The sequence below is a fragment of the Chitinophaga sp. NPDC101104 genome (assembly GCF_050277495.1).
GTDB lineage: Bacteria > Bacteroidota > Bacteroidia > Chitinophagales > Chitinophagaceae > Chitinophaga.
In genome coordinates, this window is sequence record NZ_JBNNSF010000001.1 from 1,738,875 (window position 1) to 1,751,547 (window position 12,673).

The window sequence follows — 12,673 nt, forward strand, 5'->3', positions numbered from 1 at the left end:
TTTGTTATCGTGATCGGGGGAGGGGGAAAGGGGATGTGATCCCGGCCTGAAATTTGCTGCGGTACGCATGCAGCGCGAGGTTCGGTATAGATATAGATAAATTTTATTTGGATGTCAGTTGCCTTCTTCTTATCTTGTCGGCCACTCGGTTTGCAACCCGATTTATTGATTGAAACCATATTTAGAAACCATCGACGAACACTAGTTACCCGCCGTCAACCGCCATATCAGACAGTAGTAAAATTGCCGGCAGTGAACGTAGAAAAACCACGGACGAATTGTATTATGAAACCAAAATTCATTGACCCACGTATGACTAGATTGAACACGATCCGCCAACACCGGAGCCGATGTATATCCGGTTGATTTTCATGATCCGATTTCGGTAAAGTAGCCAGGAACATTCGCCAACGCCATATCTAACGCCGTCATCCGGCTTGTTAGCCCGGGAAGTTGTTCCTCAATCCTAAAACATAACTACAATGAAAACTGCAACACTCCTTGCAAGGGGCATGTGCGCACTTTTGCTAAATCGATTTAGCAAAGGGTTTCGGCTTGCCGTCCCCATTTTGCTCCTCGCCTGCGCACAGGTGCTCGGGCAATCCAAAAACATCACCGGCACCGTGAAAGACGACTCCGGCGCCCCACTCGCCGGCGTCACCATCCAGATCAAAGGCACCACTTCCGGCGCCGTTTCCGACGGCGAAGGGAAATTCAAGCTCTCCGCACCCGATAACGCCGTGCTGAACGTCACCTTCATCGGATACGAGCCACAGGAAGTACCCGTGGCCGGAAAATCCGAGCTCAACATCGTGCTCGCCCTGTCGAAAAAAACACTGACAGACGTAGTCGTGGTAGGGTACGGCTCCGTCGCCAAACGGAACCTCACCAGCGCCGTCACCACCGTGCAAAGCAAAGACTTCATCCAGGGCGGCTTCAACTCGCCCCTGCAACAGATCGACGGTAAAGTGGCCGGCGTCACCGTTTCCAACCCTGCCGCCGCCGATCCCAACCGCAGCACAGACGTACAGGTACGCGGCGCCGCTTCCCTCAACGCCGGCAACTCGCCCCTCATCGTCATCGACGGGATGCCCGGCGGCGACCTCCGCAACGTCATGCAGCAAGACATCGCCTCCATCACCGTGCTCAAAGACGCAGCAGCGGCCGCTATCTACGGCTCCCGCGGCGCCAATGGCGTAGTGTTGGTGGAAACGAAAAAAGGGAAGAGCGGAAGGGTGACCATGACCTACGACAGCTACGCCGAGCACGACGCGGTTGCCGCCAAACCGGACATCCTTTCCGCCGATGAATACCTCGCCAAAAACCGCGGTAACGACCAGGGCGCGCGTACGCAGTGGTACGACGAGCTCCTGCGCAAAGACAACTTCGGCACCAACCAGTTCCTCACCATTTCCGGCGGTAACGAAAACTCCATCTTCCGCCTGTCGGGGAACTTCCGGACCAAACAGGGGATCGACATCGCGTCTGACCGCCACGAATACGGCTATCGTGCCAACTTCCAGCAAAAGGTGCTCGACGGGAAACTGGAATTTTCCGGTAACCTTTCCCAACGCTTCGTGAAAGAGGAATACACCAATTACGCCGCGTTCAACCAGGCCGTGAAACTGAATCCCACCATTCCCATCATGGACCCTAACGATGCCACGAAGTACAACTTCCTCGCGGGTTACGACACCTACAACCCCGTGGCCGACCTGCTGGCCAGGGAAAACGGCGCCGACCAGAACTACTCTATCGTAGACCTGAACGTGAAGCTCCACATCCTTAAAAATCTCAACACCGAAGTGAAGCTCGCCCGCCAGGGCCACGAAATGCTGAAGCGGGAATATTACACTTCCAAATCCCCCGAATCCATCTCCAACGACCGCACCGGCCGCGGGCGCCTGCAAAACGAAAAGTGGACGGATTATACGCTGGAATGGATCGGCAACTACAACACCAAAATCGACAAGCACGACATCGCCGTGATGGGCGGTTACTCTTACCAGGAGTTCAACAACCAGGCGTTCTGGGCGGAGAACATGGACTTCCCCAGCGATGGCTTCGGATATAACAATCTCGGCGCCGGCCTCTGGAACCAGGAAAAAGGCCGCCTCGGCATGGATTCCTGGAAATCGAAAGAGAAACTGGTCGCCTTCCTCGGCCGCGTCAACTATAACTTCGACGACACTTACTTCCTCACGGCTTCGTTCCGGTATGAAGGCAACACCAAATTCGGGAAAGACAACAAATGGGGCATGTTCCCGTCGTTGTCTGCCGCATGGCGCATCTCCAACCTGCCCGCGCTGAAGGATAGCCGCATCTTCAACGACCTGAAACTGCGTGCTTCCTACGGGGTAACGGGCCGCTCCGGCTTCGACCGGTATACGGCCATGTTCCGCTACCAGCAATACGGCATGTACCAGAACGACCAGGGCGAGTGGATTTCCGTGTACGGGCCGGGCAACAACTTCAACCCGCGGCTCGCCTGGGAAAAAGCACAGGCCTATAATGTGGGCCTCGACTTCGCCCTGCTCAACAACCGCCTCAGCGGCAGCCTCGACGTGTTCGACCGCCGAAGCAAAGGCCTGCTCGATAACTACGAAGTAGCGGTTGGTGCGTTCCTGCACACCAATATGTTCGTAAACGTAGGTACCACCAGCTCGAAAGGCGTGGAGCTGACATTGAACTGGGAAGCGGTGAAAACCGGCGATTTCTCCTACAACACCAGTGTGACCGGCTCTTATATCAAATCGAAACTCATTACCTGGTCGAACGCGGAATATACCGGCAATTTCCGGGAACTGCAGAGTCTGCCGTCGCCCGGTAACCCCGGCTACGCGTACCGCCTCGATCCCGGAACGGAGCTCGGCAGTTTCTACGGTTACCGTTATGCGGGCGTGAACGACGCGGGGCAGATCATGGTGTGGAAAGACGGGCAGTTAGGGAAGGAGGCGATCGTGTACAGCAGTGCGAACGCCGATCGCGACAGGACCTATATCGGCCATGGCGCGCCGAGATACGAACTGTCGTGGGGCAATACGCTCAATTATAAAGCATTTGACCTGAGCCTCTTTTTCCGCGGGCGGTTCGATTACCAGATCCTCAACCTTTACCAGATGTATTATGGTTTGCAGGCGGAACAGGGGATCAACCTCCTGAAAGACGCGTATAGCCGCAACGGGCATATCAAATCGTCGAAACTGATCACGGATTATTTCCTGGAGAACGGTGACTATTTCCGGCTGGACAACGTGACCCTTGGCTGGACGCCCAAGCTGCATTCGAAGATCGTGAACAATTTCAGGCTGTACGGCAGCGTGCGGAACGTGTTCACCCTCACCGGCTATTCCGGCCTCGACCCCACCGCCATCGGCGTTGCCGGTCTTACGCCGGGCTATGGCGATCTGAGCCTCTATCCCGTAACCCGCACCTTCACGCTGGGCGCACAGGTAACATTCTAACCACGTAAATGCAAAGGACCATGAAACTTACAACCAGAATAGGCAGCCTTTTGCTGCTAGGCATTTTCTCCGCCACGTCGTGCACCAATCTGGACGAAGAGCCGTTCGACGTGCTGCCGGCAGACAAATATTACCAGGACAAAAAATCCGTCATCGCAGCCGTAGTGCGCCCGTATGAGCACGGCCACTGGTGCGGCTGGGACGGCGACCGCTGGCTCGTGTCGGAGCTCACGGCCGACCAGCTCGTATGGACGCAGAAAGGCATCCATGGATACGACGGTGGCGATTGGCAGCGTTTGCACCGTCATAACTGGACGGCAGACGATAACCATATTTACGGCGCCTGGTCTGGCCCGTACCAGGGCATCGCGCAGTGCAACGTCATCATGCGCGACCTGCAGGCGTTGAATTATCCGGCCATCGGGCTGACCGACGCGGAAAAAGCGAACCATATTGCCGAATTGCGGACGCTTCGCGCCTGGTTCTATCTTTTCCTCATCGATTACTTCCGGACGGTGCCGATCTACGAAACACCGCAGGAACTGGTGGGGCAGTCGTCTCCCGAAGAAGTATTCGCCTATATCGAAAAGGAGCTGAAGGAATCGCTTCCGCAGCTGCCTAAAAATACCCGCGCCGGCCGCTGGGACCAGGGCGGTGCTGCGGCATTGCTCGTGCGCCTGTACCTGAACGCCGAGAAATGGATCGGGAAGCCGAAATATACCGAATGCGCGGCCGTGGCCCAGGAGATCATCAACGGGAAATACGGCACGTACGCACTCGATACGGATTACCGCGGGCCGTTCCGGTCGGGGATCAAGGACTACCGTTCTCCCGAGAACATTTTCGAATTCCCCCACGCCAAGAACATCTACGAATTCGGCTGGATGTACAACGCCACGATGCACTACCAGGCCCGCTATTCGCTGGACAACGACTGGGGCGGATGGAACGGCGTGCATCTGACGCCTTCCCGCAATCCCGACGGGGCGCTGTACACCTACAAACTGGGGATGCCTTACGAACGTTACGCCACCGGCGACATGCGCAAGCAACCTTTCCGGACCACGTCGAGGAACGCAACGTATGAAGGTTTCTTCCTGATCGGCCAGCAATATGCATTCAATACCGCGGCCGGATTCGGGTTCGACAGTACGAAGAAGATCAACGGAACGGAAGAGTACAAAGACAAGCCGCTGGCCTATGTAGACCAGGTGGGGCGCTTCTCCGAAAAGCCGGGAGGCCGCTGGAGTGAAGGTTCGCAGGTGCTGACGGGCGAAGAGAACTCGGGTGTAAGGCTCATGAAATTCCCCTGGCTGCCCATGTCGCAGGAGTTGTTCCAGTTCAATTCCGCGCCGGAAATCAGGCTGGCGGAGATTTATTTCGCTTTGGCCGAATGCAGGTACCGTGCGGGCGCCAAGCTCGAAGCGGCCACACTGCTCGATGCCGTGCGCAAACGTAATTTCACCGCCGTCGCCTGGCCGCTGAACAGTTACGTGACCAACCTGGTGAAACTGACGGACGATGAATTCGTGCTGGAACTGGGAAGGGAATTTATCGGCGAGCGCCACCGCAGAACGGATCTCGTGCGCTGGGGCCGATTCGGCAACGAGTGGTGGGACAAACCGGTTGACGGAAAAGACCGCAGCGTATTCCCGATCCCGCGGAAGGCGCTCAATACCAATCCGCAATTAAAACCGAACGGATACGAATAGGATAGAGGAACATTGAGAAACCCAGGGGCTGACGTCGGAAGATGTCAGCCCTTACTTTTTGGGGGATGGGCATAAAAAAAATGGCCCGCGTGAACGGGCCATTCATGAATATTATCAACCGGCTTCGGTTATTTTTTGCGTTTCTGCAGTTCTTCGATCTTTTTCGCCAGTTTCTTTTTGTCTTTCATGTACGGCGCGAGGTCGAACAGGTCTACCTTGCGGTATTCCACCGGATGGCTTTCGCTTTGCAGGGCGATGTAGCCTTCGGAGAGGAGCTTGTCGTTTTGCTGGAGTTTGGGATCTGCGTGGGAAACGTTGCCGCCGCCGATCTGGGGCTTATTGTACGTCAGCACGGTATCGCCTTCCACGATGTGTTTCACGATGGAATCACCGAGCACGAGCACTTCCGCGCGTACCCAGCGGTCGCCGTCATAGGTTTCGCTTTTGCTGTCTACACAATGCGCGGTGATCAGTTTCCCGTCCATCACCACATTGGTGCCGGGTGTGCAAAGGTTGGCGGTGCTGCGTTTGCCGTGGCCCAGGCCGCCCAGCAGCTGCACTTCGATGGAAATGGGGAAATCCTGGTCTTTGCCCATGGAAGCGGCGGATTGCGAGTGGATCATGGCGCCGCTGTTGCGGGTAGCCCATCCGGGGCCGCCTTTCACCTGGTCGCCCACGAAGCGGTATTCCATTACCAGCAGGTAAGCGGAAAATTTCTTTTTATGGAAGATGTGGCCATACTGATCGTTGAAGGCGTCGTAGTTTTCGTAAGACACGGCAAGGGCGCCGTCTTTCACGCGGAAAGTATTGCCGTTATTGTCGTTCAGGGCATGACCGGTGATTTTGATATCCCAGTCTTTGAGGTCCTTCCCGTTAAACAGCTTGATCCAGCCACCTTTCTGGGCCGAACAGCTGGTGCCCAATGCGAGGGCGAGTGTAGTCATGAGGATCGATCTTATCATACGGAGTAATGAATTAGGCCGTTAAACTAATTAAATTATCTCAGGTGCTCAAACGGTATATCCATGAGCGGAAATTTGGAGGCGCCTTTGAGCGCGTAATGCCACCATTCCGATTCGAGGGGAACGAAGCCGTAAGCCATCATGAGGTCGAAGATGAGCCTGCGGTTCCCGGCGGCTTCGGCGGATATGTTATCGCTGCCGTGATGGGCTTTTTCGGAGAATTCGTCGTACGGCGTGCCCATGTCCAGCTCCTTCCCGGTTTTTGTATAAATGAAAGTGAGGTCTACCGCCGCGCCGCGGTTATGGCCGGAACCTTTCCTGGGATTGGCGGCATATCGCTCGTCGGGCACCACTTCCCACATTTTTTCCGTAACGCGGTATGGGCGGTAGCCGTCGAATATCTTGACGCTGAGCCCCATCGGCGCCAGCCATTGCTGCAGCCGCACCAATTCTTCATACACAGGGCGGCGAACGTACACGGCGGCGTAAGGGTAGAGGGCTTTGCCGGTGAAATTGCTGTCGGTCGCGTACCTCACATCGATCGGGATGCCCGTTACCCGCACCAGCTCCTGGTCGGGGTCGTACTTGATCATGGCCTGGTACTGCAACGTGTCTTGCACCACGGCCAATCCGTATTTATTCAGCGGTATCTCTTGGCCGTTGGCAGCGAATGTTAGCGTCAAAAAGCACAGGATAAATAGATTTTTCACGATTATCGATTTAGAACTGCTCAAAAATAGTCAAGATCGTACAGAATGAGGCTAAAAAAGAATTGCTATAGTGGTACAATTTGAGGTATTTTAGAACCCTTAAATTAACACAAAGATGAGTTTGTTCCGATTAGATGGTAAAACAGCCGTGGTAACCGGCGCCGGAAGCGGCATCGGCCAGGCTGTTGCGAAGTCGTTCGCCCAGGCGGGCGCCACCGTGCATGTGCTGGAATTGAATGAAGCGGCCGGTAAGGTGACGGCCGACGAGATCGCCGCCGGAGGCGGGAAAGCCTTCGTGCACGCGGTGAACGTGGCAGACCAGGCCGCCGTGGCAACCGTAATGAATAACATCGCATCCACAGCCGGGCGGCTCGATATCCTGGTGAACTGCGCCGGCATCGCGCATGTGGGCAACCTCGAAAACACGGCCGAAGCCGATTTCGACCGCGTCTTCAACGTCAATGTAAAAGGAACGTATAATTGCATGTACGCCGTGATCGGGCAAATGAAGTCCCAGGGCGGCGGCGTCATCCTCAATATCGCGTCCATCGCCTCCAGCGTGGGCATCCCCGACCGTTTCGCCTATTCCATGAGCAAAGGCGCGGTGCTGACCATGACCCTTTCCACCGCGAAAGATTACCTGGGCGCGGGCATCCGCGTGAACTGCGTTTCGCCTGCGCGCGTGCATACGCCGTTCGTGGACGGTTTCATCGCCAAGAACTATCCCGGAAAGGAAGCCGAGATGTTCGAAAAACTGTCGAAAACCCAGCCGATCGGAAGGATGGCCAAGCCTGTTGAAGTGGCCAATCTCGCGTTGTATCTTTGTTCCGACGAAGCCGGATTCATCACCGGTTGCGACTACCCGATAGACGGGGGCTTTATCAAACTGAACAACTGATCATGCACAAAACCATCCCCGGGATGCTGCTCGTGCTGCTGACCGCCTGTGGCGGCCCCAGCGCTGAAGAACAGGCCCGCAAAAATTACCATGAAGGCGAAGCGCCCGTTGCGCCCGCAAAACCTGCCGGCACCCTCGAAGTTAAAATCGAGGACCGCGAAAAAGATACATCCAAAGTCACTTTCTACTGGACGGTGGATTCGCTGAAATACGACAAAACGTTCAACGACCTCCCGCTCATGCAAAACCTCACAGACACTTCGTTATATAAAGTGCTGTGGGACGCGCCGAACAGCGTGTGGATCGGGTTCATCAAACCGAACCGCGACACCCGTTATTATCACGGCACGCAAGACGGGAAGCAGCTCCGCATCCTTTGGGTGCCCTCGCCGCCGCAGCGCATCTATCAATACATGGAGAAAGACCTGGGCCTGGGAGACGCCATCCGCAACTACGAAAAAGTGACCCGCTACGCCAAACAGGTAAAATCCGGGCAGATCATCGCCGAATTCATCGTAGACCTGCGCAACGCCACGCCCGAAAAAGTAGGCGTGTACATGGAATACGGCGGCGTTCGCCGGGAAATCGACCTGCCCACGCCGAAAGGCACCAAACCCTATATCATGGCCGTTGCCGAAGATCATTGCATCGTTGGGCTGGAGCTGGAAGACGGGGAAATGGAAGACATCTACCAGGTACGCGTCGTGAACGGCCGTATCGGATACAAACAAATGCAAACAGTTAAATAATCTAAGGATATGAAATTAATCAGGTTCGGATTGCCGGGTGAAGAGAAACCGGGTGTAGTTACAGACAACGGCATGTTTGACGTGTCCGCTTTCGGAGAAGATTTCGGAGAGCGTTTTTTTGAAACTGACGGCCTTGCCCGCTTACAGTCCTGGTGGGCCTCCAACGGCGCCGGATGCCCGTCCGTTCCCGCCGGTACCCGCCTCGGATCCTGCGTGCAGCGCCCCTCCAAAATCATCTGCATCGGCCTGAACTACGCCGACCACGCCAAAGAAACCGGCGCGGCCATCCCCACAGAACCCATCGTATTCTTCAAATCCACCTCCTCGCTCGTTGGGCCCAATGATAACCTCGTCATCCCCCGCAACAGCGTGAAAACCGACTGGGAAGTGGAACTGGCCGTGGTGATCGGCAAGAAAGCCAGCTATGTGGACGAAAGCGAAGCCATGGATTATGTGGCCGGTTACGCACTGCACAACGATTACAGCGAACGGGAATTCCAGCTGGAAAGGAACGGGCAGTGGGTGAAAGGCAAATCCAGCGACACTTTCGCGCCGCTCGGCCCCTGGATGGTAACCAAAGACGAGATCAAGGACGTAAACAACCTGCGCCTGTGGCTGACCGTAAACGGCAAAACCATGCAGGACGGGAATACTTCCAACCTCATCTTCAAACTTCCTTTCATCGTTTCGTACCTGAGCCAGTTCATGACCCTGCTCCCGGGCGATGTCATCTCTACCGGAACGCCCGCTGGCGTAGGTTTGGGCTTCAATCCCCAGATTTACCTGAAAGCTGGCGACGTGATCGAACTGGGGATCGACGGGCTGGGCACTTCCAAACAAACCGCTGAGGCCTGGAAAAAATAACGATATGAAAAGATATTGCCTGGCGCTGGACCTGAAAAACGATCCGGCGCTTATCGCAGAATACGAAGCGTACCACCGCGCCGTTTGGCCGGAAATCCTGGACAGCATCCGCGGCGCCGGCGTTACGGCCTGCGAGATCTACCGTGCGGGCAACCGTATGTTCATGATCATGGAAGTAGGACCGGATTTCTCGTTTGAAAGGAAAGCCGCCATGGACGCGGCCAACCCGAAAGTGCAGGAATGGGAAACGCTCATGTGGAATTACCAGCAGGCCATCCCCGTTGCCAAACCTGGCGAGAAATGGGTGATGATGGACAAGGTTTTTTCATTGTAGAACTGATACGACCACGCCAACTACAACGTTATGACAATTGATGCACACCAGCACTTCTGGCAGTTCGATCCCGTGCGCGACGCCTGGATCTCGGAAGAGATGAACGTCATCCGCCGCGATTTCCTCCCCGCCGACCTGGCACCCCTTCTCAAAGCCGCGGGCGTAGATGCCTGCGTGGCCGTTCAGGCAGACCAGTCTGAAGCAGAAACGCAGTTCCTCGTGGATTGCGCCAAAGGCAGCGATATCGTGAAGGCGGTGGTAGGATGGGTAGACCTGCGCTCGCCCGATGTAGCCGAAAGACTGGCGTTTTGGGCGGGAGAACCGCTGGTAAAGGGTTTCCGTCATATCGTTCAGGGCGAGCCGGACGATAAATTTTTGCTCCGCGAAGATTTCAATCGCGGGATCGCCGCACTGAAAAAGCATGGTTTTACGTACGACGTGCTCGTGTTCCCCCACCAGCTGCCCGCCGTGGAGCAGTTCGTGGAGCGGCACCCGGAGCAGCCGATGGTGATCGACCATCTCGCCAAGCCCTACATCAAAAAGAAAGAAATCGGCGACTGGACCAAGCACATCCGCCGCATCGCGCGCTCGCCGCAGGTGCATTGCAAGCTCAGCGGCATGGTGACCGAAGCCGATATGCAAAACTGGAAGGAAGCCGACTTCCGGCCGTACCTCGATACGGTGCTGGAAGCCTTCGGGCCGGAGCGCCTCATGTATGGCTCCGACTGGCCGGTTTGCCTGCTGGCGGCTGATTACGCCCGGCAGAAAAGCATCGTCGATCATTTCATTTCGGCACTTTCTGCCAGCGAACAGCAGCGCATCATGGGCAACAACGCCGCGGCATTTTATAACATCTCTTAAATCAATACCACAAAATGAATCTCGGGTTACAGGATAAAGTAGTGATCGTAACAGGCGGCGCCAAAGGCATCGGAGCGGCCATCGCAGAACTGATCGCGCAGGAAGGCGGCATCGCCGTCATCGCCGGCAGGAGCGAAGCGGACAACGATAAAGCCGTAGACGCCATCCGCAAAGCCGGCGGCAAAGCTTTCGGCATCCGTGCGGAGCTGGGGAAAGTAGCGGATTGCAGGCACGTGATCGACACTACCGTGAAGGAATTCGGCCGGATAGACGGGCTCGTGAACAATGCCGGCGCCAATGACGGCGTAGGGCTGGAAAGCGGAAGCCCCGAGCGTTTCATGGCTTCCCTTCAGAATAACCTTTCCCATTATTACAACCTCGCGCACTTCGCACTGCCGTACCTCAAAGCCGCCAAAGGCTCGATCCTCAACATCGGTTCGAAAGTGGCGGAAACGGGGCAGGGCAACACATCCGGCTACGCCGCGTCCAAAGGCGCGATCAATGCGCTGACGCGCGAATGGGCCGTGGAACTGCTGCAATATTCCGTACGCGTAAATACCGTAAACCCGGCCGAAGTCTGGACGCCGCTCTACGAAACCTGGATCAATTCCCTGCCCGATCCGAAAGCCAAACTGGCTTCCATCGTGGCCAACATCCCCCTGGAAAAGAGAATGACCACTTCGGAGGAAATCGCCAATATGTCGGTTTTCCTGCTGAGCGACCGCTCTTCGCACACCACCGGGCAGATCATTTACGTAGACGGAGGGTATACGCATCTCGACAGATCGATCTCTTAATTCCACCGTTATATCACCAATTAAACTGACAAATTATGGCAGGAGGCGCCGCAACCACCACGCAATTTACTTCCACCGGGGCCGAATCGGGCAACGGCAGGAAGTATCTCTTTCCCTTTATCCTCGTTACGAGCCTGTTTTTCATGTGGGGCCTGGCCTACGGCCTGCTCGACGTGCTGAACAAGCACTTCCAGAACGCGCTGCAGATCGATAAAGCCCGTTCCACCCTGCTGCAGGCCGCCTATTTCGGCGCCTACTTCCTCATGGCGCTCCCCGCGGGCATGCTGATGAAGAAGTTCGGGTACAAGTTCGGCATCATCTTCGGGCTGCTGCTTTATGCGGCCGGCGCGGCGCTGTTCTACCCGTCTGCACATTTCGCCAACTTCGATTTCTTTTTGCTGGCACTGTTCGTGCTCGCATCCGGCCTCACGTTCCTGGAAACGGCCGCCAACCCGTATGTGACCGTGTTGGGAGAGCCTTCCACTTCAGAACAGCGGCTAAATCTGAGCCAGTGTTTTAATGGACTGGGATCTTTCCTCGGGCCGATCATCGGCGCACAGCTCTTCTTCCATGGCAGCGAATCGGAAGCCGGCGGCGATCTCGGATCGGTGCAGCTCGTGTATATCGTGATGGCCGCCGTTGTACTGCTGATCGCGTTCATGTTCTACCGTACCCGGCTCCCCGAAATCCGCGAAGCATCCGCCAGCGAGGCGGCAGCAGGCGGCGGAAAGAAACTGGGACAGCAGCAGCATTTCATCCTGGCCGTTGTGGCGCAGTTCTTTTACGTGGCGGCACAGGTGGGCATCGGCGCCCTGTTCATCAACTACGTAACGGAATACTGGGGCGAAGGGGCTACCGACAAACTGGGCTCCCAATTGCTGAGCCTCGCACTGGGCCTCTTTACGGTAGGGCGTTTCGCTGGCACGGCTATCATGCGCAAAGTAGCGCCCAATACGCTGCTGGCCGCATATGCGGTGATCAATATCGCATTGTGCGCAGTGGTGATGGCCGGCCTGGGGATTGCTTCCGTAGTGGCGCTGATCGCGATCTTCTTCTTCATGTCGATCATGTTCCCCACCATTTTCGCGCTGGGCGTGAAAGACCTGGGAGCGCGCACGAAAGAGGGTTCCTCGTTCATCATCATGTCTATCGTAGGTGGCGCGGTAATGCCTTATGTGATGGGCAGCATCGCAGACAGTGCCTCCACCGCCATCGCGTTCATCGTACCGCTCATTTGCTTCGTGGTGGTGCTTTTTTACGGATGGAAAGGATATAAAGTCCGCTAATCCTTTGTGCTTCAATATCGAAAACGCTGCAAATCC

General features: G+C 56.0%; 11 protein-coding genes. 9 read left to right on the plus strand and 2 right to left on the minus strand.

Going from position 1 to position 12,673, the window contains the following annotated elements; all coding sequences use genetic code 11:
* Positions 1-482: 482 nt before the first annotated feature.
* Both ACQKLP_RS07170 and ACQKLP_RS07175 read left to right on the plus strand, forming a co-directional pair.
* Positions 483-3,464 carry a SusC/RagA family TonB-linked outer membrane protein gene (locus ACQKLP_RS07170; RefSeq protein WP_427321429.1) on the plus strand — a complete coding sequence of 994 codons (2,982 nt, stop codon included), beginning with the start codon at positions 483-485 and terminating at the stop codon, positions 3,462-3,464.
* Positions 3,465-3,484: 20 nt separating this feature from the next.
* Positions 3,485-5,176 carry a RagB/SusD family nutrient uptake outer membrane protein gene (locus ACQKLP_RS07175; RefSeq protein WP_427321431.1) on the plus strand — a complete coding sequence of 564 codons (1,692 nt, stop codon included), beginning with the start codon at positions 3,485-3,487 and terminating at the stop codon, positions 5,174-5,176.
* Positions 5,177-5,304: 128 nt separating this feature from the next.
* Here ACQKLP_RS07175 and ACQKLP_RS07180 read toward each other — a convergent pair whose 3' ends face one another.
* Together ACQKLP_RS07180 and ACQKLP_RS07185 are read right to left on the minus strand one after the other, a co-directional pair.
* Positions 5,305-6,138, minus strand: coding sequence for a 3-keto-disaccharide hydrolase (locus ACQKLP_RS07180; RefSeq protein ID WP_427321433.1), 834 nt, complete (start codon positions 6,136-6,138; stop codon positions 5,305-5,307).
* Positions 6,139-6,173: 35 nt separating this feature from the next.
* The gene (locus ACQKLP_RS07185; RefSeq protein WP_427321435.1) at positions 6,174-6,848 is read right to left on the minus strand and encodes a M15 family metallopeptidase; all 675 of its coding nucleotides are present in this window, start codon (positions 6,846-6,848) and stop codon (positions 6,174-6,176) included.
* A gap of 115 nt (positions 6,849-6,963) precedes the next feature.
* Here ACQKLP_RS07185 and ACQKLP_RS07190 point away from each other — a divergent pair, with 115 nt between their 5' ends.
* From ACQKLP_RS07190 to fucP, 7 genes are read left to right on the plus strand one after another with little or no spacing between them, the layout of a single operon-like run.
* The gene (locus ACQKLP_RS07190; RefSeq protein WP_427321437.1) at positions 6,964-7,746 is read left to right on the plus strand and encodes an SDR family NAD(P)-dependent oxidoreductase; all 783 of its coding nucleotides are present in this window, start codon (positions 6,964-6,966) and stop codon (positions 7,744-7,746) included.
* Positions 7,747-7,748: 2 nt separating this feature from the next.
* Positions 7,749-8,495 (plus strand): hypothetical protein, encoded by a 747-nt coding sequence (locus tag ACQKLP_RS07195; protein WP_427321439.1) that lies wholly within the window; start codon positions 7,749-7,751, stop codon positions 8,493-8,495.
* 9 nt (positions 8,496-8,504) lie between these two features.
* A complete protein-coding gene (locus ACQKLP_RS07200; protein ID WP_427321441.1) occupies positions 8,505-9,359 on the plus strand; it encodes a fumarylacetoacetate hydrolase family protein in 855 nt (284 codons plus the stop codon).
* Between the two features lie 4 nt (positions 9,360-9,363).
* Positions 9,364-9,693: an L-rhamnose mutarotase gene (locus tag ACQKLP_RS07205; RefSeq protein ID WP_427321443.1), complete on the plus strand. Its 330-nt coding sequence runs from the start codon at positions 9,364-9,366 to the stop codon at positions 9,691-9,693.
* 30 nt (positions 9,694-9,723) lie between these two features.
* Positions 9,724-10,554, plus strand: a complete 831-nt coding sequence (locus ACQKLP_RS07210) for an amidohydrolase family protein (RefSeq protein ID WP_427321445.1) — start codon at positions 9,724-9,726, stop codon at positions 10,552-10,554.
* Between the two features lie 14 nt (positions 10,555-10,568).
* Positions 10,569-11,351 carry an SDR family oxidoreductase gene (locus ACQKLP_RS07215; RefSeq protein ID WP_427321447.1) on the plus strand — a complete coding sequence of 261 codons (783 nt, stop codon included), beginning with the start codon at positions 10,569-10,571 and terminating at the stop codon, positions 11,349-11,351.
* Positions 11,352-11,386: 35 nt separating this feature from the next.
* Positions 11,387-12,637 (plus strand): L-fucose:H+ symporter permease, encoded by a 1,251-nt coding sequence (gene fucP / locus ACQKLP_RS07220; protein WP_427321449.1) that lies wholly within the window; start codon positions 11,387-11,389, stop codon positions 12,635-12,637.
* The last annotated feature ends 36 nt before the right edge of the window (positions 12,638-12,673 follow it).